Below are 23,276 nucleotides of genomic sequence, written 5' to 3'. Positions count from 1 at the left end.
GCGGCCTAGGTGACCAGCGTGACGGAGTTGGACCGGCGCAGCTTGCCCGACGGGGTCTTCGGGATGGTGCCCGGGCCCAGCACCACGACGTTGCGTGGCCGGACGTCGACCTCGGCCACCACCTCGTGGGCGACCTGGTGCTCGATGCGGCGCACCTCGGCCGGGTCCTGCCACGCGTTGGACTCGACGGCGACCGCGAACGTCTCGCGGGAGTGGCCGGCGTCCAGGCGCACCGCGACCGCACACCCGGGCCGCACCCCGTCGACGCGGCCGGCGGCACGCTCGATGTCGGTGGGGTAGATGTTGCGGCCCGCCATGATGATTACGTCCTTGACGCGGCCGCACACCACGACGTGGCCCTCGTCGGTGAGGTAGCCGAGGTCGCCGGTGTCATACCAGCCGTGTTCGTCCTGGGCGGGGATGAACCCGCCCATAGTCAGGTAGCCGGGCGTCAGCGACTCGCCCCGCAGTTCGATGACACCGACGCCGCGCGGGGGCATCACGTTACCGTCGTCGTCGACGATGCGGGCCTCGAGGCCCTTCAGCAGCGGACCGAGCGTGGCCAGCCGCCGGGTGTTGCCCTTGCTGGCGGGCACGGCCCGGCGCAGCGCGGCCAGAAGGTCGGCGTCGACCTCGTCGACGACCAGGCCGGCGTTGCACTCCGAGAACGAGACGGCCAGCGTCGTCTCGGCCATGCCGTAGGCCGGCAGGATCGCCGAGGACCGTAGCCCGAACGGGCGGCCCGCGTCCAGCAGGTCCTCGACGTCGGCCGGCTCGACCGGCTCGGCGCCGGACAGCGCGAAACGCAGCGTGGACAGGTCGAAATCGCCCGGCTTGGCGTTGCGGCGCAACCGCTTGGCCAGCAGGGCGTAGGCGAAGTTGGGCGCCGCGGTCATGGTGCCCTTGTATTTGTCGATCAGCTTGGCCCACAGCAGCGTGTCGCGCAGGAAGTCCATCGGCGTGACCTTGATCAGCTCCGCGCCGAAGTACATCGGGATGGTCAGGAACCCGACCATGCCCATGTCGTGGAAGCAGGGCAGCCAGCTGACCATGACGTCCTTGTCGACGTCGTACTGGGCGCCGATGAACATCGCCTCGGCATTGGAGTAGATGTTGCGATGGGTGATCTGGACGGCCTTGGGCGAACCGGTGGATCCGGACGTCAGCTGCATCAGCGCCAGGTCGTCCTCGCCGACCTCGACGGGGTCGGTCGGGTCCGACGCCAGCAGGTCGGCGACGGTCAGGACCTTGACGCCCTTCTCCTCGAGCACCGGAATGGCCACCAGGAAGGGCTCGGAGACGATGACGGCCTTGGCCTCGATCATGCCGATGACGGTCAGCGTGTCGTGGGCCCACACGGCCAGGTCGGTGCGCGGCGTGGGCTGGTGCAGCATCGTCAGGCTGGCCCCACGCATCCACAGGCCCTGCGCCGTCGGGGCGATCTCCACCGGGAAGCCGGCGAGCACGCCCACCGCGTCGCCGAGGCCGATGCCGGCGGCGGCCAGACCGCCCGCGATGCGACGTGCCCGCTCGTGAACCTCGCCCCAGGTGTGCCGGACGGGTTCGTGGGGTTCGCCGGTGACCATGCCCGTCGTCGCGGTTTGGGCGTTCCGGTACATCTTCTCGGTAAACCTGCTCACAGAAGCCTCCTCGGTTCCGGCACTTCACCCAGGGCCCGGAATTCCATAGTCCGCTCGCCGAACGCCACGTGGTAGCAGGCGCGCGAGCACAGTTGGGCAGCGGTTAGGTCTCGAAGCGGTGATGGGACGACCCCGCGCGCGGCCGCAGCCCGTCCGCCCACGCGCAGGGCGGACGACCGGATGAAGGGGTTCTGCTTACCGCTGTAGGTCACCGCGAGTCATCTTAAACTCCTCTTAAGTAACCTCCAAACTCTTGCGGCGTTTCGGTTTGATCTCACACCTCGGTGGGCGCCGGCACCACGCGGGCGCCGAGCACCGGGCCGCTGGCGACGCGCACGGTGCGGCACACGCCCGCCCCCGCCAGCTGGGCGCCGACGTCGACCGCCGAGCTCGCCGAGGCGCACAGGAACGCGCACGTGGGGCCCGAGCCGGACACCAGGCCCGCTAGGGCGCCGGCCTCCACCCCGGCGCGCAGCGCACGCCGCAGGGCCGGCTGCAAACTCACCGCGGCCGCCTGCATCTCGTTGCCCAGCAACGGTGCCAGCCCGGCGGGATCGCCCGCGGCCAGCGCCGCCAGCACCGGGCCGGGCTCGGCGAGTCGGGGGGGGTCCCCGGCGGCCCTGAGCCGGTCGAGCTCGGCGAACACCGCCGGAGTGGACAGCCCGGCGTCGGCGAACCCCAACACCCAGTGGAAGGTGTTCCGGGACAGCACCGTGGCCAGCTCCTCGCCGCGGCCCGTGCCCAGCGCGGTGCCGCCGTGCAGTGCGAACGGCACGTCGCTGCCCAGCTGGGCGGCCAGCATGCGCAGGTCACGGCGGGGCACGCCCAGCTCCCACAGCGAGTTCATCGCGACTAGCACCGCCGCCGCGTCCGCGCTGCCGCCGGCCATGCCTCCGGCCACCGGGATGGTCTTGTCGATCAGGATCGAGACGTCCGGAGCCCGGCCCACGTGTTCGGCCATCAGCTCGGCCGCCCGCCAGGCCAGGTTGCGCTCGTCGGCGGGCAGCGTGTCGGCGCCCTCGCCGACGAGCTCGAGCGAGAGCACATCGGCGTTGCGCACCGTCACCTCGTCGATCAGCGAGACCGCCTGGAACACCGTCGTCAGCTCGTGATAGCCGTCCGCGCGGCGATCGCCGACGGCCAGGTAGAGGTTGACCTTGCCGGGCACCCGAACGGTGACCGAACCCGTCGGAACCCACTGCGCGGCGGTATTGCCCTCAGACATCGTCGGTCACGTCAGCCACCGCAGCAGACTATCGCTGCCACCGCCCAACCACACGCCATGACGCCGCCTGGCGACGCGCGACTCAGCCCGCGGGGGCGGGCCCGGGGAGTTGCGGCGCCGCGGCTCCCGGACCGCTGCCCGGGGCGCCCCCGGAGCGCCGCAGCAGGCGGACGAAGTCGTCGACGGACAGAGTCTCGCCGCGGCGCGCGGGATCGATGCTCGCGGCCAGCAGGCGATTCGCCGACTCGTTGCCCGAGCCCGCCCATTCGGCGAACGCATTGCGGGCCGTCTTGCGCCGCTGAGCGAAGGCGACGTCCACCAGTTCGAAGACGCGCCGCCGGAAGGCGGCGTCGGTCGGCCACGGCGGGTCGGGGTACCGGTCGATGCGGATCAGTCCGGAGTAGACGCGGGGAATCGGCCAGAACACGGTCGGCGGCACCATGCCACAGCGGCGCACCCGGCCGAAGAAGCGCATCTTGACGCTGGGCACGCCGTAGTCCTTGCCGCCCGGTTCGGCGGCCAGCCGCTCGGCCACCTCGGCCTGCACCATCACCGTCACGACCTGGACGGACGGAAATTCCGCGAGCAGATGCAGCAGGGCCGGGACCGCGACGTTGTAAGGCAGATTGGCCACCACCGCGGTGGGCTCGGCGGGCAGATCGCCGGGCTCGAGGGTCAGCACGTCGCGGTTCAGCACCGTCAGCCGGTGGATTTCGCTGTTGGAGTGCTCGGTCACCGTCCCCGGTAGCCGGGCGGCCAACACTGGGTCGATCTCCACGGCCGTGACGGTGGCGCCGCGGTCGAGCAGGGCCAGCGTGAGCGACCCGAGACCGGGGCCGATCTCCAGCACGTGGTCGGACAGGCCGACCCCGGAGGCCGCGACCACCCGCCGCACCGTGTTGGCGTCGTGAACGAAGTTCTGGCCGAGGGACTTGCGGGGCCGAAACTCGAGCTCTCTGACCAGCCGCCTGATCTCGGTGCGGCCGAGCAGCCTAATCGTCAGCGCGCACCCGCCCGACCACTGCATACCGGCCACGCACCCCAGCCCTGGCGCTGCCGCGTCACCTCGGCAACGGCGATCTGCTCTTCCCTGGTAGCCAGATCGGCGCGGGGCGCGAACCGCAGGCCGCCGTTGCGCTCCCATGTGCCCTGGTCGAACTGCACGCCGCCGTAGTACCCGTTGCCGGTGTTGATCGCCCAGTTGCCGCCGGCCTCGCAGCCCGCGATCGCGTCCCAGACGGACCCGTCGCTGACCGGCGGCACCTCGGTGCCGGGTCTGGTGCCCACCCGCACCACGGCCTCCCGGGCCGGTGTCACGACGGTATTGGCGACGGGCAGCCGGCCCGTCTCGACACCGTTGACCATGGCCACGGCGAACGTCACGTCCTGCATGCCCGGGCTGCCGGGATCCTCGACGACCTCGCGGCTCATGTTCATGTCCGGGTCTTCGACGCGGCGGGCGGGCGGCAGCAGCGGGATCCGCTCGGTGACCCGTTCGATCCGGTTGCGGGTCACCTCGACCTGCATGCCGTCGACGATCGGCGCGGTCGCGGGCGGCACCACCTGGTCGCTGTCGGCCAGCGGGACACCGGCGGCGCCCAGCAGCCCGGCGACGTTGGCGGCCGGCAGGTGCACCGTGCGCGTCGTGCCGCCGTCGTTGATCTGGACCGTCTTGGCGCTGACGACCGGCAGCGCCATCCCGGCCAGCGGAACCCGGCTGCCGCGCGAGGCGGCGGCCGGCGCGGTGTCGGTCATCGCCAGCTGGGCCAGCGCCTCGTCGACGGTCGACGCCGTCGTCCACACCTGCTTGGAGCCGCGTCCGTCCAGCGAGATCTGCAACGGGCGGCTGCGGCGCAACACGATGTTGGCGGCGTCGTGGACCTTCACCTCACCGGCGGGATACAGGTCGTCGCGCTCGGCGACGGCGAAGCCGTTCTCCTGGACGATGTCGATCACGCGCGACTTCATCGTCGTCACCCTCATCGCGATTCCGTCGACGGTCAGCGTCACGGTCTTGCATGCGGAAACCGCGATCCCGCCCGCGGCCGCGACTACCAACAGCAGCCCTGCGACTACCAGCCGCAACATCGGTGATTGATTCTGATGAAGTTTTGTCAAAACACTCAACGCGCGTCTACCCCGACCTCAGTAAGCACTTCAACGACCTAATTCACCTGACACCTGAAATGACAAATGGGCCCAGAGGCCCACCCGTATGATCACAAGACGGTAACGAACCGGCCACTGTTGAGCAACTCCGGGGCGCGTGTCCGTTTCGTCAATCTCCGAAACGGGAACCCACGCCGGGCCCCAGCCCGTAGACCCGACGAGCGTTGCTCGTGGTCAGTTGTGCCATCTCCTCGGCCGGACGATGCACCAACTCAGCGATCGCCTGAACAGTATAGGGAAGGCAGTAGGGCTCGTTGGGCGAGCCCCGGTGCGGGTGCGGCGTCAGGAACGGCGCGTCGGTCTCCACCAGCAGCTGCTCGGACGGGATCAGGGGAACGGCCTCGCGCAGCGCGCGGGCATTGCGGAAGCTCACCGTCCCGGACAGGCTCAGCAGCCAACCGGCGTCCACGCACCGGCGGGCCATCGCGGCGTCCGACGAGAAGCAGTGGAAGATCACCGCGTCCGGCGCGCCCTCGGCCGCCAGCACGTCGAGCACCTCGGCGTCCGCGTCCCGGTTGTGGATCATCAGCGGCTTACCGCACCGCTTTGCCAGGTCGATGTGCCAGGCGAACGCCTCGCGCTGCGCAGCGGGCTCGGCGCAGCCGTCCAGGCGCCCCGGCCAATACAGGTCCATGCCGGTCTCGCCGACGGCCACCACCCGGGGGTGGGCCACCAGTTTCTCGATCTCGGCGCGGGCGGCGTCGGTCAGCGCGGCCGCGCGGGTCGGGTGCAGCGCAACCGCGGCGTAGACCCGCGGGTCCCAGTCGGCGGCCCGGGTCACCCAGCGCGCCGACTCCAGGTCGTCGGCGATGGTGACCGCCGCCTGCACACCGACGGCGGCGGCGCGGTCCATGATGGCGGCCACGTCCGCGGCGTCGCGGGCACCGCACGCGTCGAGGTGGGTGTGCGCGTCGATCAGGGGCGCCAACGGCGCCGGCGGCGGCGGCGCCTCTCGTTTGGCTGGTCGGTCAGAGCTCACGGCCACACAATAGGGTGGACTCTCGATGAGGCCCTACTACGTCACGACTGCCATCGCGTATCCGAACGCGGCTCCGCACGTCGGGCACGCGTACGAGTACATCGCCACGGACGCGATCGCCCGGTTCAAGCGGCTCGACGGCTTCGACGTGCGCTTCCTGACCGGGACCGACGAACACGGCCTGAAGGTGGCACAGGCCGCCGCGGCCGCCGGCGTACCCACCGCACGGCTGGCCCGGCGCAACTCGGATGTGTTCCAGCGCGTCCAGGAGGCGCTGAACATCTCCTTCGACCGGTTCATCCGCACCACCGATCCCGACCACTACCGGGCCTCCCAGGAGATCTGGCGGCGCATGTCGGCGGCCGGCGACATCTACCTCGACAACTACTCGGGGTGGTACTCGGTGCGCGACGAACGGTTCTTCTTCGAGGCCGAGACGCAGCTGCTCGAGGACGGGACCCGCGTGGCGACCGAAACCGGCGCCGCGGTGATCTGGACCGAGGAGCAGTCCTACTTCTTCCGGCTGTCGGCGTACGCCGAGAGGTTGCTGGCCCATTACGACGCCAACCCCGGCTTCATCGCCCCCGAGGTGCGGCGCAACGAGGTGGTCAGCTTCGTCTCCGGTGGGCTGGAAGACATCTCGATCTCGCGAACCTCCTTCGACTGGGGGGTGCCGGTGCCCGACGATCCGGACCACGTCATGTACGTCTGGGTCGACGCGCTCACCAACTACCTGACCGGCGCGGGCTTTCCCGACACCGACGCGGAGTTGTTCGGCCGTTACTGGCCGGCGGATCTGCACATGATCGGCAAGGACATCATCCGGTTTCACGCCGTCTACTGGCCGGCGTTCCTGATGTCGGCCGGGATCGAGCTTCCCCGAAGGGTTTTCGCGCACGGGTTCCTGCACCACCGCGGCGAGAAGATGAGCAAGTCGGTGGGTAACGTCGTCGACCCGGTGGCGCTGGCGCAGAGGTTCGGGGTGGACCAGGTCCGCTACTTCCTCTTGCGTGAGGTCCCGTTCGGCCAGGACGGCAACTACACCGAAGAGGCCATCGTCACCCGGATCAACACCGACCTGGCCAACGAGCTGGGCAACCTGGCCCAGCGCTCGCTGTCGATGGTCGCCAAGAACCTGGGCGGCGTCGTCCCGGAGCCCGGCGAGCCGAGCGCCGCCGACACCGAGTTGCTGACGATGGCCGACGGCCTGCTGAAGCGGGTGCGCGCCGGTTTCGACTCCCAGGCGATGCATTCGGCCCTGGAGGCGATCTGGCTGATGCTCGGCGAGGCCAACAGGTATTTCTCGGCCCAGCAGCCGTGGGTGCTGCGCAAGAGCGAATCCGAGGCGGACCGGGCGCGCTTTCGGGCCGTCCTGTACACGACGTGCGAGGCGGTCCGCATCGCGGCGCTGCTGGTGCAGCCCGTCATGCCCGAGTCGGCGGGAAAGCTGCTGGACCTGCTCGGGCAGGGCGAAGACCAACGGCATTTCGCCGCCATCGGCTCCCGGCTGGTCCCCGGCACGGTGCTGCCGGCGCCGGCGGGGGTGTTCCCGCGCTACCAGCCCGTTTCCGAACCCACGTAGCCTGCCCCTAGGTCGCTTCGGCCACCATGGCGTCGACGGCGGCAGCATCCGGCTGCGCGTGACGCAGCGCCTCACGGGCGAGGAATTGGCGGAAGTACGCCAGCGCGGCCTCGTCGACGATGCCGACGAGCAGCAACTGCCACATCCGGCCCGTTCGCCCGATGAGGTCCTCGTCGCGGCCTTCGGCACGAACCAGGCTGGAAAGCAGGCGGGTTCCGAACATGGAACCGACGACCGACTCGCCCAGTTCCACCGGGTCGAGGTCTGACCGAAGGTCCCCTTCGGCGGTTGCCCGTTGCGCCTCGGCGGACATCAGCTCCACCAGGCCCGTGCAGAAGCTGGCCGCAGCGTCGTTGAATCCGCTTAAGGCACAGGTCAATTGCTCGGCGGCACGGGCCGTCTTGTCCAACCGAACCACGTTCGCGATCGTGAACGTACCGTGGATCATGTTCTCGAGCGCCGGCGACGAGGCCCCGCACACGTTGCGGAACGCACCCAACAGCGTGTCCGATCCCTCGTCGATGATCGCCGACGCCAGCGATTCCTTGGAATCGAAGTGGTGGTACAGGGCCCCCTTCGTCATCCCCGTCCGTTCGATGATCGTGCCCCAGGCGGCGGCGGCGTAGCCCACATCCCCGAACACGTCGATCGCGGCATCGAGAATCTTCCGGCGGGTGGCTTCGGATCGAACCTGGCGCGCCATCGCTCCTACACCTCCGGAGTTCCGCGAATCTGCAGAGATTCCGAATCTCGGCGTCTCGTCTCTCGCTGCAAAGGACCCAAGCCTAGCAACTTAGCCTAGCGAAGGTCTCGATCGGGTGGATTCGCCGTGTCGTTCAATTCGACTCGACCCCACCCAGGCGGGACTGGATGGCGAGCGCCGTACGCCGCCTGACGAATTGGTTGAAGTAATCGATCCTATCGGGCTGCAGTATGCCGATCAGCACCAGCGACCAGCTCTTCTCCAGGTCGAGCAGGAACCGCTCGGGTTCGTCGAGGTTGCTGGTCTGCCGCAGGCCCATGTGCAGCGACACGATGAGCCTGCCCACATCGCACGGGCTGCAGCGTTTGTCGACATCACCGTCGGCGATCGCTTTCTGGACGACCACCGAGAGGGCTTGAACCCAGCCGTCGAACAGTCGCTCCTGCAGCCCCTCGGCCCGCCCGACCGACTCGAGCAGGTTCAGCCCCGCTCTGACCCTGTCCATCTGGGTGTCCTGGGCGGCCAGCCGGTAGGAGAAGTCGATCAGCGTCTCGAGGCCCGACAGGTTGCGGGACAGCAGGTCTTCCACGGCGACGGTCCCCGCGACGGTCTGGTCCTCGATGATCGCGACGGCCAGCGCCAGCTTGGAACGGAAGTGGAAATACATCGCGCCCTTCGTCAGTTCGGCTTCGGTCAGGATGTCGTCGAGGCCGACGTCGTGATAGGCCCGCTGCGCGAACTGATGTGAGGCGGCTCGCAAGATCTGCCGCCGAGTAGCGTCCGCGCGCCCGTCCGGCGCGCTGTCCGTCATGGGACGGGGAGGCGACACTATGCCGGCCCGTCGGCGGGGCGACCACTGCGCAAACGGCGGTTCTCGGATTGGCACCGGCCCCGCCGAGCACCGACCGCCTTTTGGTACACGATGCCCTCGTCGGCGGGCCACGCTGGCAGCAGGCGCTCACCGGCGCATTGGACGCCTTCAAGCCGCTTCTGAGGTTGGCAGTATGCCCTAATGCCCTGCTTTTCAACGGTAATGACCAAAGCTCCCTGCTGCAATAACTTGTAGTTGGTTGTGGATTTTATAACATACTCCGCGTATGTATACGCATTATGCATGTGTTTGATAGTTTCGGCCAGCGTCGGTGCGGCGCACCGTCTGGCGTGCAGTGCCGCACCCCGCTACGCCGCAGCTTCGCCGGCGATAAGGCGATCGAGAGCCCCTTCGGGGTGCACTCGCTCGATCAGCGGGCGCGAGTGATCAGCCGTTGCCGCCCGGAGTCGTGCCCTCGCGCGGAATGTCGAGGGTGGCAATCGGATACATTCCCGACCCGTCGCGGCCGTCGCGGGCCAGCGCCATCGGCGCGTAGTTCACCACGTGCGAGCCGCCGGGCTTGTGCTGCTGCCAGTCCACGGCGGCACGCAGCGTATAGTGCCCCGGCGCCAGGCCGGTCAGGTCCACGTGAACGGACTCGGTCGACGACGCCGGCACCGCCTCCTCTCGCGATTGACTGGAGTCGTCGTGGACCAGGGTCTTGAGGTCGACCGTCGCCGGCAGGCTCCGCACCACCGCCCCGGTGAAGTCCACCAGCCGGTAACCGGGAACCCAGTGCTCGGTGGCGGCCGCCGAGCCATAGTTCGTCCAGGCGACCGAAATGCTGGCCACGGCGCCGCGAACGGATTGCGACCCCGGCTGGGCCTCGACCGAATAGCGATAACCAGCGGACGAATTGGCTTGCGCCCAGAGCAGATACAGGCCATGATCCATCGCCGTCCTAGAGTCGCGGTCGGGGAAGCCGGTACTCGACGTCATCGACACGTGATACCTGACCACGTCGTGCAGGCCCTTCTCGTAGTAGGACCGTGGGTCGGTTCCGTCGGGCAGCTTGCACCATTGGGCGATCACGGGCGCGGAGACCAGCCGCTGCTTGAGCGCCGCAACCACGGCATCCCCGGTCTGGACGTAATGGGAGTCGCCGGAGTCCGCCCACGACGGGAGCGGCGATTGCACGCCCAGGCAGTCCGACCGGATGCCCACCGGCCCGGACAGCTTCCTGGTGACGTCGTCGGCGAGCAGCTGGCGCACGATCTCGGGATTCTGCGGGGCGACCACCAGTTGCGTGTGCGGGAACGCGGCCACGTTCGCCTCGACCAGGCGCCGGATGGCCGTGGCGGTGATGCTCTGATCCCGGGACTGGCTGTAGTAGCCCAGTGCGGCCATGCTGTCGCCGGGGGCCGGCCCCGGCGCCCCCAGCGCGTCGCGCACATAGTCGATCTGGTTCTCCCCGAAGTCGCCGTATCCGGAGAACTCGAACACGCTGAGCCGCTCGTCGCCGTCGTAACGGCGGCCGAGCGCGCCCAGGAGCTGCGTGAACGCGTCCAGGTAGCCGGCGTCGTTCCAGTTCGGCACCACCTGCGTCACCCCGGGCGCGGAGCCGTTCGGCCGCCCGGGGTAGGAGGTGGCCGCGGGGCGCATCCAGTCGGGGATCGCGATGTTCGTGTTGTCGGGGTAGGAGCTCCCGCAACAGGAACTGAACGCGTACACGCCGAGGATCAGCCGCATGTTGCGGTTCGCCAGCTTGGTCAGCGCGTCGTCGATGGCGCCGAAGTCGTACTTGCGGTCGTCGGGAGCGTCCGGCGGAAGAGTGCGCGGATCGGTGGGCTGCAACTGCCGCCACGACACGCGCAGACTGGCGTCATAGGACGCGGGCCACCCCGAATACCGCTGCTGCGCGGGGTTTGCTTGCGGGAAAAGAGGGTTCAGCAGAGTCTCGTACTGGCCGCGCAGCGGATTGGGGATCTCCTGGACGCTGGGCGGTATGGCCGGACTGACCATGGCCGACAGCGGCCCGGGATCGGGGTGGCCGCCACAGCCGGCCAGCGCCAGTGCCGTGCACGCGACAACGACCGACACGCCAATTCTCGACAACAAACCGTACCTCGACACCAGGATCAGATCGCGCCCGCCGACAGCGCCTCGCGGTCGGCGACGCGTCCGGGCACCCCCACCGTCACCCGGATGCTCACCGAGGGGGTGATCACGTGCCCGCCGATGGTCATGCGCTCGCGCAGCATCGTCACCAGACGCCGGGCGAAGGCCTCGGCGGTCGCGGCCACCATCGGCCGCTCGGGAATGATGACGAACTCGTCGCCGCCCAGGCGGGCGATCATGCCGTCACCCGCGCACACGCGCATGCGTTGCGCGAACACCTTGATGAACCAGTCACCCGCGGCATGGCCGAGGCCGGTCAGGTCGTCGTGCTCGGCCAGGTAGCGCAGCTTCTCCTCGGCGGCGATGCGCGCCTGCAACTGCGCGAACAGGGCGGCGACCGCCTCGAGGGTGCTGATCTCGCCCTGCTTCCACTTCCTGGCGCCGAACCTGACGAACGCGAGCACCCCGGTGGTCGCCTCTCCGGAGACCAGCGGCGCGGCGGCGACGGACGGCCAAGCGGGCACCCGGGTCGCGTTCGCCCCCGTGGCCTTCACGAGGAGGGCGGCAACCGAGGTCACGACGAGATCCGGGTTGCGCGGCACGGGCTCCTCCGATACGAAGCGCATGTCCCGGCTGGCACCGGGCGCAATCAGGGCGGTGGTCGTCTGCAAAGTCGCTACCCCCGATGCGCAAACGTACCGGGCGCGCCTACTTTCGGCGTCTGTCTGGCGGGGTACGTCGGCGCGGGGGCCGGTCACGGATTGGCGTAGCGCAGCCTAACACGCTCAACCCGCGCAGCTAGAGGGATATTTTTGCCGCCCACGCGCCTCGGCGGCACGGCGACGACCGAGATGTCCGCCTCGTCTGCGGGCGACCGGCGACGGACGTCCACGGGGCGCGAAGCGGCCGTTCTGTCAAGCTGGGGCGGTGCGAATCGACCGGCTCGGCGATCTCGGCGCCGCACCCCGGGTGCTGCGGGCGATCGGCGACGCCACCGGCCGGCTCGGCCTGCCGCCGCCGGCCGCGCTGACCGGCGACTGGTTCGGCGCGGCGGCGGTGATCGCGCCGAGTCTGTCGCTGCAACCCGTGGACGGCGCCGACGCGTTCGCCGTCCCGCAGGACCACCGCGCGCAGGATCCCGACGCGGTGGGCGGCGGCTGGATCGGATACCTGTCATACCCGGACGCCGGCGCCGACGGGCGAGGAAGCCGGATCCCCGAGGCCGCCGGCGGTTGGACCGACTGCGTGCTGCGCTGCGACCCGGACGGGCGGTGGTTCTACGAGAGCCTGTCCGGTACGCCGATGCCGGACTGGCTCACCGCCGCGCTGGCGGCGCCCCCGGCCCGGACGCGCGGCTGCCGGATCGCCTGGGACGCTGCCGACCGGGACGCACACCGCGGCGGGGTGCTGGCCTGCCTGGACGCGATCCGCGCGGGCGAGGTCTACCAGGCGTGCGTGTGCACCCAGTTCACCGGGACGGTCGCCGGGAACCCGCTGGACTTCTTCGTCGAGGGCGTCGCGCGTACCGCCCCGGCCCGAGCGGCCTATCTCGCCGGACCATGGGGCGCGGTGGCATCGCTGTCCCCGGAGCTGTTCCTGAAGCGGCGGGGGTCGGTCGTGACGTCCAGCCCGATCAAGGGCACCCTGCCGCTGGACGCCTCGCCGTCGGCGCTGCGCACGTCGGTCAAGGACGTGGCCGAGAACACCATGATCGTGGACCTCGTGCGCAACGACCTGGGCCGGGTCGCGGTCGTCGGCACGGTCACCGTGCCCGAGTTGCTGGTGGTGCGGCGGGCGCCGGGCGTGTGGCACCTGGTTTCGACGGTCTCGGCCCGGGTTCCCGCCGGGTTACCCACGACGGCGTTGCTGGACGCCGCCTTTCCCCCGGCCTCGGTGACGGGCACCCCGAAGCACCGCGCGCGCCAGCTGATCTCCCGATGGGAACAGCGGCGACGCGGAATATATTGCGGCACGGTGGGCTTGGCCTCCCCGATCGCCGGGTGCGAGCTCAACGTCGCGATCCGCACGGTCGAGTTCGACGCGGCGGGCGGCGCCGTGCTGGGCGTCGGCGGCGGGATCACCGCCGACTCCGATCCCGACGGGGAGTGGCAGGAGTGCCTGCACAAGGTGGCTCCGATCGTCGGGATGCCACGCATCCCGGCCGCGGCGCCGGTCGGACGGTAGCTAAACGGCCCGGGCCCCGCCGGTGAAAATCCGGGTAACCTGCACGCCAGTGGCCTCGAGCGCCTAAGCTCGAGCCATCGGCCCGCGCTCGGCGCGTGTCGGCTGTTCTGGAGGGGTCTGTCATGAGAATCGCTGTCCTCGGTGCCGCCGTCGCCGCGCTCGTGGGCGGGACGCTGGCGGTCACGCCGGTGACCAAGGTGAGCGCGCCCTTGCCGGCGGGGGAGGTCTGCAACGGCGCGGGGGGCGCCGGATGCGAGAAGCTGGCCTCAGTCCTCATGCCCGAGGCCCCGAAGCCGATTGCGCGGGCCCCCGAAACCTCGCCCTTTTCCGAGGCGGGCAACGTGATCGCCCCGAGACCGGCGCCCGAACCCGGCGTGCCGTCGGCCGATAGCGAAGTGCCGGGCGGCCCACCCGGCGGATTGGTCGGTGGCGGCGGCGCATCGGGCATCGGCGGGGGCGCCACGCCGGCCGCGGGGCTGGGCGGTGTTCCCGACGTCGGGCTCGGCGGCATCCCCGACCCGTACGAGGTCGCACCCATGCTGCCCGGCCTGGCCGGAGTCGGCGGCCTGGCCGCCGTCCCCAACAGCGCGGCCGTCGCCGTGTCGGTCGCGCAGGGCGTCGTCGGCGTCGGCGGCAGCCTCGTCGGCATCGGCACAGGCCTGGTGGGTACCGTCGAGTCCGCCGTGATCGCAGTCGTGTTCCTGAAGAACGCCGGCCTCCTGCCGAGCAACATCGGCCTGCCCTCGGTTTCGCTGCCGTCGGTGGGCTCACTGGGCGTGCCGGGCATCGGTGCGCCCAGCCTGACGACCGCGGCGGCCGCGCTCCCCGCGGTGGCGTCCATCCCGGGCGCGGCGGCGGTCCTCCCGGCGGTGGGTCTGCCCTCGGTGGGCCTGCCCGCGGCCCCCGCGCTGCCCGCGGTGGGTCTCCCGGCGGCCCCCGCGCTGCCCGCGGTGGGTCTCCCGGCGGCGCCCGCCCTTCCCGCGGCGCCCGCCCTTCCCGCGGCGCCCGCCCTGCCCTCGTTTCCCCAGGTCGGTCTACCCGCGGCGCCGGCGCTGCCGGCGCTGCCCGCGGTCGGTCTGCCCGCGCTCCCGGCGGTCGGCGTTCCGGCGCTACCGGGCCCGCCCGCCATCCCGCACCCGCGATTCTGCACGCCGTCGATCGGGCCCATCGGGGCGTGCACGCCCTGACCGGCTCAGCCGTTCCGGGACCGCAGCAGCGCGTCATAGAGCTGGCGTGAGCGCACCCCCGGGTGCGCCGCCGCCACCTCGCCGCAGGCGTCTTTGACGCGAACACCGTCCGCGACGAGTTCTTCCACCCGCGTCACCAGCGCCGGCAGGTCGGCGCGGGGGATGGCGCCGGCCAGCACGACGGTGATCTCGCCGAGTACACCGTCGGCCGCCCAGGCCGCCAACTCCTCGAGCGGCCCGCGCACCACTTCCTCGTGCACCTTGGTCAACTCTCGGCACACCGCCGCCGAGCGGGCGCCGCCGAGTTCCTCGACCGCGTCGCGCAGGCACGCGGCCAGCCTGCGCGGCGACTCGAAGAACACGCATGTGCGGGGCTCGTCGGCCAGCGACGCCAGCCAGGTCCGACGCGCCGAGGCCTTGCGTGGCGGGAATCCCTCGAAGCAGAACCGGTCCGAAGGCAGACCGGAGACGGCCAGCGCGGTGGTCACCGCCGACGGCCCGGGCAGACACGTCACCGGCAGGCCCGCCTCGACGCACGCCACGACCAGCCGGTAGCCGGGATCGCTGATCACCGGCATGCCCGCGTCGCTGACCACCAGCACGGTCGCGCCTGACTTCACCTCGTCGACCAGGGCGGGCACCCGCTCGGCCTCGACCTGGTCGAACAGGCTGATCACCCGGCCCGCGATGCGCACCTCGAGCGCCCGGGCCAACTTCCGGACCCGGCGGGTGTCCTCGGCGGCCACCACGTCGGCGCGCGCCAGGGCGTCGGTCAGCCGTGGCGACGCATCCGAGGGCTGCCCCAACGGGGTCGCGCCGAGCAACAGCCGACCGTGGGTCATGCCCCACAGCCTACGATCGACACCGATGACCGCCCCGCCCCGCGAATCCTCCCTCGCCGACCGGGGGCGTGTCGTGCCCGTCGTCAGCCCGGGACGGCTGGTCCCGCTCGCGGACTTCGGGCCGACCGACCGCGTCCGCGGCTGGGTCGCGACGGGCGTCATCACGCTGCTGGCGACGGTAAGCCGGTTCGTGAACCTGGGCTCGCCGACCGACGCCGGCACGCCCGTCTTCGACGAGAAGCACTATGCGCCGCAGGCCTGGCAGATGCTGCACAACAACGGGGTGGAGGACAACCCCGGCTTCGGCCTGGTGGTCCATCCCCCCGTCGGCAAGCAGGTGATCGCGCTGGGCGAGGCGATCTTCGGCTACGACGGCGTGGGCTGGCGGTTCAGCGGCGCGCTGCTGGGGGTGGTGCTGATCGCGCTGGTGACGCGCATCGTGCGGCGGATCAGCCGCTCGACGCTGGTCGGTGGCGTCGCCGGGTTGCTGCTCATCTGCGACGGCGTCAGCTTCGTCACCGCGCGGACCGCGCTGCTCGACGGGATCCTCACCTTCTTCGTGGTGGCGGCTTTCGGCGCGCTCGTCGTCGACCGCGACGAGGTGCGCCGGCGGATGCACGTCGCGCTGCTGGAGGGCCGCAACGCCGAGACCGAGTGGGGTCCGCGGCTCGGGGTGCGCTGGTGGCGCTTCGGCGCCGGGGTGTTGCTCGGGTTGGCATGCGGGACGAAGTGGTCCGGTCTGTACTTCGTCGTGTTCTTCGGCGCGATGTCGTTGGCGTTCGACGTGGCCGCACGGCGTCAATATCAGGTCACGCGGCCCTGGCTGGGGACGGTGCGCCGCGACGTGGTGCCCACCGGCTACGCGCTGGGGCTGATCCCGATCGCCGTCTACCTGGCCAGCTACGCACCGTGGTTCGCCTCGGAAACCGCGATCGACCGGCACGAGGTGGGTCAGGGAATCGGCCCCCACTCGGTGGTGCCGCTACCCGACGCCGTTCGCTCGCTGTGGTACTACACCGCCAAGGCGTTCCAGTTCCATGCGGGCCTGACGAACGCCGCCGGCAACCACCACCCGTGGGAGTCCAAGCCGTGGAGCTGGCCGATGTCGTTGCGGCCCGTGCTCTACGCCATCGACCAGCAGAACGTGCCCGGCTGCGGGGCGCAGTCGTGCGTCAAAGCCGAGATGCTCGTCGGCACGCCCGCCATGTGGTGGCTGGCGGTACCGGTACTGGTCTATGCGACGTGGCGCACGGTCGTGCGCCGGGACTGGCGTTACGCGGCAGTTCTGACCGGTTATTGCGCGGGGTGGCTGCCGTGGTTCGCCGACATCGACCGGCAGATGTACTTCTTCTACGCGGCGACGATGGCGCCGTTTCTGGTGATGGCGATCGCACTGATCTGCGGCGACATTCTCTATGCCCCTGGGCAGGGCCGGGAACGCCGCACGCTCGGGCTGATCCTGGTGAGTTGCTACGTGGCCGTGGTGGCCACCAACTTCGCCTGGCTGTTCCCGGTGCTCACCGGGCTGCCCATCTCGCAGCAGACTTGGAACATGGAGATCTGGCTGCCCAGCTGGCGGTGAGTGCGCGATCGTTCGCGCCGCGATTGCCGTGGGGGCCGTGATCCGGGCCGGCCCACAACCGTGGCGGCAATCTCGGCGCCGGCAGCCTAGACGGGATTGCGGGCGACGGGACAGGACATGCAGCGGGGGCCGCCGCGGCCGGTGCCCAGCTCGGAGCCCGCGATGGTCAGCACCTCGATGCCGGCGTCCTGCAGACGGGTGTTGGTCTGGACGTTGCGCTCGTAGGCGACGACGACCCCGGGCGCCAGCGCCAGGGTGTTGTTGCCGTCGTCCCACTGTTCGCGTTCGGCGACGACGGGATCCAGGCCGGTGTCGATGACCCGCAGCTTGTCGATGCCCATCGCCTTGGCCGCGGCCTCCAGGAACGGCGCCTCGTCGCTGATGGTCACCCCGTCGGGTGTGCGCTGGATGGTGAACGCCGAGAGCGAGTCGACGATGTTGGCGTACATCACCACGGTGTCGGTGTCGACCATCGTGCACACGGTGTCCAGGTGCATCTGCGCGCGCCGCTGCACGATCGGCACCGCCAGCACGGTGGTCGCCAGGTCGTCGTCGAAAAGGCTGCGCGCCAACGCTTCCGCGCCGGCCGGGGAGGTGCGTTCACCGACTCCGACCGCGAGCACGCCGGGGGCGAGCAACAAGACGTCACCGCCCTCGACGGGCGCGGTGCGCGACTCGTAGGCCCGCCGCACCCCGGTGAAGCGTGGGTGGTGCGCGTAGATGAGGTCGGTCAACGAGGCCTCGCGCACGCGCGCCTGCAGCGCCAGGGTCGGGATGACCACCCGCGGCCCGATCCAGATCGACGAGTCGCGGGTGAACAACAGGTTGGGCAGTGGGTCGATGACGAAGTCGGACCCCTGGTGCATGCGCAGCACCAGCGACACGTCGGTGCGGGTGTCCGGCGGCAGCTCGCTGAACGTCATCCCGGCCATCAGCACGTGGGCCAGCTTGCCCGGTTCGAGGCTGCGCAGGTGGGCCGAAAGCTCTTGCGCCAGCGGAACTCCCAACCGGCGCGCGTCGACCGCGGCGGCCACGCCCTGCATCCGGGCGGCCCCGCTGTGGTTGAGCGCCTCGGTCAGCAGGTCCGACATCAGCAGCACCTCCACACCGCGGTTCCGCAGCAGTTCGGCGAACTGGTCGTGTTCCTCCTGCGCGCGCGCCACCCACGGCAGCCCGTCGAACAGCAACTGGTCGACGTTGCGCGGGCTGAGCCTGCCCAGTTCGGCGCCCGGGCGGTGCAGGATGGCCACCCGTAGCGTGCCGACCTCGGAATCGGTGCCCAACTCAACAACGCCCACAGACCAACCGTAGCGGCGCTGCGATCCGGCCACACATCCGCCGCGCCGCCACCTGTTCGAACGTGCGTGCGATAAACTGGGCGGCGTGGGGATCGCGGTTCAGGGCTCGCTTTTCGAGCACACCGAGCGCCGCCACCTCGGCGACGGCGCCTTCGTCGAAATCCGCGCCGGCTGGCTGGCGGGCGACTCGCCCGACGAGGCCGGCCTGTTCGACGCCCTGCTGAGCACCGTGCCGTGGCGGGCCGAACGCCGCCAGATGTACGACCGGGTGGTCGACGTGCCGCGGCTGGTGAGCTTTCACGACCTGACCATTGAGGATCCCCCGCACCCCGTGCTGGGGAGGCTACGGCGGCGGCTCAACGACATCTACGCCGGCGAACTCGGCGAGCCGTTCACCACGGTGGGACTGTGCTACTACCGCGACGGCTCCGACAGCGTGGCCTGGCACGGTGACACGATCGGGCGCAGCAGCGCCGAGGACACCATGGTGGCGATCGTCAGTCTGGGCGCCACCCGCACCTTCGCGATGCGGCGCCGCGGCTCAGGTCCCCAGGGCCCGTCGTTGCGGCTGCCGCAGGCGCACGGCGATTTGCTGGTGATGGGCGGGTCATGCCAGCGCACCTGGGAACACGCGGTGCCCAAGACTTCGTTGCCCGCGGGTCCCCGAATCAGCATCCAGTTCCGGCCCCGCGACGTCCGCTGACCGGCTCAACTGCGGACCGCGGCCACCGCCTTGACGAGCAGGTCGCGGGCGCGATCGGTGTCGACCGGGGCCACCGGCTGGTCGGGGATGACCAGCGGGTTGGCGATGACGATCACCTGGTAGTCCCCGAACTGGGCCGAATAGTCGTAGAGCTCGCCGGTGCGAGCCGCCCCGGCGACCACCGCCTGCAGGACGCGGTGGGTGCCCAGGGTGTGCACCCCGTCGATGTGCGGCGCGTCGACCACCTCGATGCCGCCCCGCAGCTGGGGCCCGGAGAACGCCACCTTGGCGCAGTCCTTGCCCGGCTCGGCGAGCGGCACCGGCGCCGAGGTCTCCACGGCGATCACGACGAACCGGTTGCCCTTGCCCTCGGCCGAGACGGCGGCCATATTGCCCTTCAGGTCCGGCGGCATGTCCGGGCCGACGGCCACTTTCGCGCAGTTGGCGGGATCGAAGCGCAGCCCCGCCGGTAACTTGCGCGACTCCAGCAGCAGCGGATCGATCCCCCTCTCGCTGGTGTCGTTGACGGTGAAGTCGGGCCCGAAACTCGACTTGACGGCGGAAACCTTGCCGATGTCGGCCTTCATCGAGGCGTCCGTACCCGATGAGCAGCCGGCAAGCACGCACACACACGCGGCCGCGGCCCACAGCTTCAACATCGTGGTCAATCTACCCAAGGCCGCCGCTCAGCCGCGCAGCGTGGACACCGTGGTGACGAGCAGGTCGGCGGCGAACTGCGGTGGCAGCGCCGGAAGCGCCGAGCCGGGATCGGTGACCAGAGTCGTGAACGCATAGCACTCGCCCAGATAGGCGATGAAAGTGTATGCCCGCGAATCGATCTGAGTTCCCGACTCGACGGAGGACTTGAGGTCGGCCACCATTCCGAGGGTTTGCGCCCCGTCGACGTGCGGGGCCGCGGTGAGGTGCACGCCGGCCGTGGTGTGGGCGGCGCTCATAGTCCACTGACCGCAGGCCGCGACGAGATCGGCGGCGGGGCCCACCGGCCCGGGCAGCGTCACCACGACGGCGTCGACGATGCCCCCCGGACCCGAACCGGACACGCCCTGGGCGGACCGGCCCCGCCCCGTGCCGGGGTCGGCGAGCGCGGCGCAGCGCGCGGGCCTGGCCCGGATGTCAGCCGCGTTCGCCGTCAGGCCCCACGTCAAGTCGGGTGCGGCGTCACTCGCAATGCCGCCGGTCACCTCGTAGCCGGGCGGAAAGTCGCGCACGATCCGCTTGATGTGGGCGGGGTTGATGGTGGCGCCGGGCACCGCGGGGGGCGGCGACGTGGCCGACGGGCCTGGCGCCGGCGACGTGGCGCACGCGGTCGCCAGCAGGGTGAGCGCGGGAACCGCCGCCCTGCCGATCCGGAACGACCGCATGCGGTGTTCCTACCACGAAAGTCCGTTTCGTCCGGGCATTCCGGGCGCCTAGCCGACGGCCTCGATCACCTGGCGGGCGACGCGGCTGATCTGATCGGCCATCGCGCGCTTGAGGCCCACGTCGCGGCGGCGGGGCACGTCGATCACGGTGGCGATGACTCCGACGTCTTCGCGCTGCCAGACCGCGCCGTAGTGGTCCATGATGGCACGCATCGCCGAGTTGCCGGAAAGCATTCGCGCCGAAAATCTTTCGACTCCGTTGAGCCTCGCGGCGATGGACAGCGCACCGATCAGGAAGCTGCCGATCCCCCGGCCCTGATAGTCGTCGGCGACCGTGAACGCGATCTCGGCGACCGTGGGGTCGTTCTCGTCGCGCACGAAACGCGCGTCCGCCACCGGGTCGGCCCCGTCGGTCACCACCCAGACGAAGTGGTCGACGTAGTCGACCTCGGAGAGGTAGTGCAGCAACGCCGGGCTCGGAACCCGGGCCGTCATGAACCGCCGGTACAGCGTCTCGGCCGAATAGTGGACATGTCCGCGCACGGTCCGTTCGCTGTCGCCGGGCAGAACCGGGCGCAGCAGCAGGCGAGTTCCGTCGCGCAACCGGATCGGGATCGGCGTGATAAATGCGGCGAGGCGTTGGCGCACCATGCGCAGCAACCGGTCCATGATCCCGGGAATGTGCACCAGCCGGGCGAATGCGTCGCCGTCGCCGATCCAGCCGGTGAGGGCTTCGACGGTGGTGACCGTCGCCGTCCGCGGGATGTCGCGCAGCAGCGCGATCTCGCCGACGATCATGCCGGGGAGGGCGCTTTCCCGGATCACCACGCCGTCATCGCCGACGTGTTCGATCTCGGCGCTGCCCGAGGAGATGAGCAGGAACGACACCGCTTGCTCGCCCTGCCGCATCAGCACCTGACCGCTGGCGGCACGCAGCGGCTGCACACTGGCCGCCAGCGGCCCCAGGTCCGCGATGGGGCATCCCTGGAAGATCTCCATGCCCACGAGCTCTTCGGCTCGCGCACCCGTCAGTTCGGCCACTGCGATGTCCTAGGGGTCGCGGAGCGCGGGCGGCCGCGACGGCGCGCCCGCACTGCTGTGAACCTGCCGCTTGTCCTTGCGCCTCCCCCGACCTTCACCCGCCCCAGTTCGCGGCGCGATACCACTCAGGCTATGGCCTCCGATCAGGATGCGGCAACAACCGGTAGCCGCACACCGGCAGGCCTGCGCCAATTAAAAAACTGCGTTCACCAACGGTGAGGTTCTCTTTGGCGTGGACACGTCTTTGTCCTCGGCCGGGAGGCACGTCGGGGCCGCACGCCCATTGGCGCAATTGTCGGACCGAAATAGATTTGCCACAATGTCCCCGGCGCCGCCGGCGCTCAGAAACCCATTATCCGCCCCGCCCGCCAGCACCCCGATCTTTGCCAGAGACCAATCTGATCAGGTTCCGGCAACCGCGGCCACCCCGCAAATTCCGGCGTGCGTTGCGAAACATTTCTCAATGTAAAACGCTTCCAGTCTACACGGACCATCCTGCGCGCCGTGGCCCAGGCCGTCATTTCAGCAAACGGAGACGTAGTTAGCCATTCCAGCGCCGCCAAACTGCGACCGAGCGTCATCCGACAGGCAGAACACCCGCAATCCGCACCGCATAAGGTTGTCAGAACCGGAACGCGCGGACCATTTGCAGGTAGTCGAAAATAATGGATTATGGTCATGGAAGATTGCTCGATGATTACCCGGGCGGCCACCCGGGAACCTCGAGCACCGTCCTGGGTCGACTGACATCGGACTGCCGGTGTCGGCCAGGACTGTCAGGCGCCTTGACAAGCGACCGGCGGTGAATTCCCGGCGCTTGCCGCTTTCACGAAGGCGACCATTGCACCAAAAAGGAGGCATGGTATTTTCGCGGATTTGTAATATGCTCAGTCTAGTCTCAGTGCCTTTTGCATTCTTTTGGCATGGAACTCGCCCTTGCTGGGAAGCTCGAAAGGATGGCCATTCTTATCCAGCAAGAGCACGGTTTCGCCGAGGTACGTCCATCGATCCGACACCAAGTCGCCGGCACACCGTCGGCGCACCAACTCCAAGGAGGCCCAATGACCGTAATCTCGCTGAACGCCCCACACGTCGACGGATTCCACCTCCGGCACAGCCTGAGCTGGCGTGACCCGGACATCGATTGCACGCTGGTGCTTTCGCAACCGTCGACGGACCGCGACCTCTGGGACGAGTACGCGGACGGTGCCCACCGCAGCTACCGCAAGCACGGCGTGGAGTGCGCTCTGGACGTCGAGGCGCTGCTCAGCGGCTCCGACACCGTCATGTACCTGGGGGTGGTCGACACCGGCGGGCGGATGGTGGCGGGCGTGCGGGCCATCGGGCCGTTGCGATCGGCCGACGACTCGCACGCGGCGGTCGAATGGGCGGGGCAGCCGGGAGAACAGGCCGTCCGTAGCATGATCACTGACCGGGTGCCTTTCGGTGTTCTGGAAATGAAGTCGGCGTGGGTGGCCGACGAACTGAATCACGATCGCTGTCTCACCGCCGCACTGGCCCGCAGTGGCTTTCACATGATGGCTCTGCTCGATGTCCAATTCTGCATGGCTACGGCGGCCGCATACGTGCTGAACCGGTGGCGCTCCTCCGGCGGCGTGGTCGCGAGCATTCCCGCCACGCCTTATCCCGACGAGCGTTATCAGACCAAGATGATGTGGTGGAATCGTCGCGATTTCGTCAACTACGCGGAACCGGAACAGGTTGCGAAAATCCTCATGGAAACGCAGCAATTGACGCAGTCGTTCTACCGCCAGTCCGGCACCGAAGCGCCTCTCGTCGGCATGGCGTGACCGTCGCGATCCACCGGAG

19 protein-coding genes and 1 pseudogene are annotated in these 23,276 nt (G+C 69.8%); 6 read left to right on the top strand and 14 right to left on the bottom strand.

The window, feature by feature from the left end:
- Nucleotides 1–5: 5 nt before the first annotated feature.
- The 5 genes from AB8998_RS07350 to AB8998_RS07330 all read right to left on the bottom strand — a co-directional run bounded on the left by AB8998_RS07350 (nt 6) and on the right by AB8998_RS07330 (nt 6,019).
- Entirely contained in the window at nt 6–1,640 is a 1,635-nt protein-coding gene (locus AB8998_RS07350; protein WP_369737265.1) for a fatty acyl-AMP ligase, read from the bottom strand.
- 274 nt (nt 1,641–1,914) lie between these two features.
- On the bottom strand, nt 1,915–2,865 hold the full coding sequence (locus tag AB8998_RS07345) for a 4-(cytidine 5'-diphospho)-2-C-methyl-D-erythritol kinase (RefSeq protein WP_369737264.1): 951 nt from the start codon (nt 2,863–2,865) through the stop codon (nt 1,915–1,917).
- Between the two features lie 82 nt (nt 2,866–2,947).
- Entirely contained in the window at nt 2,948–3,892 is a 945-nt protein-coding gene (gene rsmA, locus AB8998_RS07340; protein WP_369741463.1) for a 16S rRNA (adenine(1518)-N(6)/adenine(1519)-N(6))-dimethyltransferase RsmA, read from the bottom strand.
- Complete coding sequence (locus tag AB8998_RS07335) at nt 3,865–4,992, bottom strand: transglycosylase family protein (RefSeq protein WP_369737263.1); 1,128 nt, start codon at nt 4,990–4,992, stop codon at nt 3,865–3,867. The genes rsmA and AB8998_RS07335 overlap by 28 nt, the downstream gene beginning before the upstream one ends.
- 151 nt (nt 4,993–5,143) lie before the next feature.
- The gene (locus tag AB8998_RS07330; protein ID WP_369737261.1) at nt 5,144–6,019 is read right to left on the bottom strand and encodes a TatD family hydrolase; all 876 of its coding nucleotides are present in this window, start codon (nt 6,017–6,019) and stop codon (nt 5,144–5,146) included.
- 19 nt (nt 6,020–6,038) lie between these two features.
- On the opposite strand from AB8998_RS07330, the gene metG reads away from it, so the two are divergent.
- A complete protein-coding gene (metG, locus tag AB8998_RS07325) occupies nt 6,039–7,595 on the top strand; it encodes a methionine--tRNA ligase (protein WP_369737260.1) in 1,557 nt (518 codons plus the stop codon).
- 7 nt (nt 7,596–7,602) lie between these two features.
- On the opposite strand, the gene AB8998_RS07320 is transcribed toward metG, so the two are convergent.
- The 4 genes and pseudogenes from AB8998_RS07320 to AB8998_RS07305 form a co-directional block, all read right to left on the bottom strand.
- Nucleotides 7,603–8,298 (bottom strand): TetR family transcriptional regulator, encoded by a 696-nt coding sequence (locus tag AB8998_RS07320; protein WP_369737258.1) that lies wholly within the window; start codon nt 8,296–8,298, stop codon nt 7,603–7,605.
- A gap of 133 nt (nt 8,299–8,431) precedes the next feature.
- The gene (locus AB8998_RS07315) at nt 8,432–9,109 is read right to left on the bottom strand and encodes a TetR family transcriptional regulator (RefSeq protein WP_369737257.1); all 678 of its coding nucleotides are present in this window, start codon (nt 9,107–9,109) and stop codon (nt 8,432–8,434) included.
- A gap of 447 nt (nt 9,110–9,556) precedes the next feature.
- Nucleotides 9,557–11,209: a hypothetical protein gene (locus tag AB8998_RS07310; RefSeq protein WP_369737255.1), complete on the bottom strand. Its 1,653-nt coding sequence runs from the start codon at nt 11,207–11,209 to the stop codon at nt 9,557–9,559.
- 50 nt (nt 11,210–11,259) lie between these two features.
- Nucleotides 11,260–11,754: pseudogene (locus AB8998_RS07305) on the bottom strand (diguanylate cyclase domain-containing protein); the annotation flags it as partial.
- A gap of 400 nt (nt 11,755–12,154) precedes the next feature.
- On the opposite strand from AB8998_RS07305, the gene AB8998_RS07300 reads away from it, so the two are divergent.
- Nucleotides 12,155–13,411 carry an aminodeoxychorismate synthase component I gene (locus AB8998_RS07300; RefSeq protein WP_369737254.1) on the top strand — a complete coding sequence of 419 codons (1,257 nt, stop codon included), beginning with the start codon at nt 12,155–12,157 and terminating at the stop codon, nt 13,409–13,411.
- Between the two features lie 122 nt (nt 13,412–13,533).
- Nucleotides 13,534–14,598, top strand: coding sequence for a hypothetical protein (locus AB8998_RS07295; RefSeq protein WP_369737253.1), 1,065 nt, complete (start codon nt 13,534–13,536; stop codon nt 14,596–14,598).
- A 5-nt stretch (nt 14,599–14,603) separates the two neighbouring features.
- On the opposite strand, the gene rsmI is transcribed toward AB8998_RS07295, so the two are convergent.
- On the bottom strand, nt 14,604–15,440 hold the full coding sequence (gene rsmI / locus AB8998_RS07290; RefSeq protein ID WP_369737252.1) for a 16S rRNA (cytidine(1402)-2'-O)-methyltransferase: 837 nt from the start codon (nt 15,438–15,440) through the stop codon (nt 14,604–14,606).
- 25 nt (nt 15,441–15,465) lie between these two features.
- Between rsmI and AB8998_RS07285 the strand changes: the two genes are divergently transcribed.
- Nucleotides 15,466–17,022: a dolichyl-phosphate-mannose--protein mannosyltransferase gene (locus AB8998_RS07285; protein ID WP_369737250.1), complete on the top strand. Its 1,557-nt coding sequence runs from the start codon at nt 15,466–15,468 to the stop codon at nt 17,020–17,022.
- 86 nt (nt 17,023–17,108) lie between these two features.
- Here AB8998_RS07285 and arcA read toward each other — a convergent pair whose 3' ends face one another.
- A complete protein-coding gene (arcA, locus tag AB8998_RS07280) occupies nt 17,109–18,320 on the bottom strand; it encodes an arginine deiminase (RefSeq protein WP_369737248.1) in 1,212 nt (403 codons plus the stop codon).
- Nucleotides 18,321–18,405: 85 nt separating this feature from the next.
- On the opposite strand from arcA, the gene AB8998_RS07275 reads away from it, so the two are divergent.
- Nucleotides 18,406–19,023 (top strand): alpha-ketoglutarate-dependent dioxygenase AlkB, encoded by a 618-nt coding sequence (locus AB8998_RS07275; RefSeq protein WP_369737246.1) that lies wholly within the window; start codon nt 18,406–18,408, stop codon nt 19,021–19,023.
- A 5-nt stretch (nt 19,024–19,028) separates the two neighbouring features.
- Here AB8998_RS07275 and AB8998_RS07270 read toward each other — a convergent pair whose 3' ends face one another.
- The 3 genes from AB8998_RS07270 to AB8998_RS07260 are packed head-to-tail and all read right to left on the bottom strand — an operon-like array spanning nt 19,029 to nt 21,404.
- A complete protein-coding gene (locus tag AB8998_RS07270; protein WP_369737245.1) occupies nt 19,029–19,682 on the bottom strand; it encodes a DUF5642 family protein in 654 nt (217 codons plus the stop codon).
- A 27-nt stretch (nt 19,683–19,709) separates the two neighbouring features.
- Complete coding sequence (locus tag AB8998_RS07265) at nt 19,710–20,405, bottom strand: DUF5642 family protein (protein WP_369737244.1); 696 nt, start codon at nt 20,403–20,405, stop codon at nt 19,710–19,712.
- 48 nt (nt 20,406–20,453) lie between these two features.
- Nucleotides 20,454–21,404, bottom strand: a complete 951-nt coding sequence (locus AB8998_RS07260) for a GNAT family N-acetyltransferase (protein WP_369741462.1) — start codon at nt 21,402–21,404, stop codon at nt 20,454–20,456.
- A 1,103-nt stretch (nt 21,405–22,507) separates the two neighbouring features.
- Between AB8998_RS07260 and AB8998_RS07255 the strand changes: the two genes are divergently transcribed.
- Nucleotides 22,508–23,257: a hypothetical protein gene (locus tag AB8998_RS07255; protein WP_369737243.1), complete on the top strand. Its 750-nt coding sequence runs from the start codon at nt 22,508–22,510 to the stop codon at nt 23,255–23,257.
- Nucleotides 23,258–23,276 lie beyond the last annotated feature (19 nt).

Source organism: Mycobacterium sp. HUMS_12744610, from assembly GCF_041206865.1.
Taxonomy (GTDB): Bacteria; Actinomycetota; Actinomycetes; order Mycobacteriales; family Mycobacteriaceae; genus Mycobacterium; species Mycobacterium servetii.
This window is presented reverse-complemented; position numbering and strand designations above follow the sequence as displayed.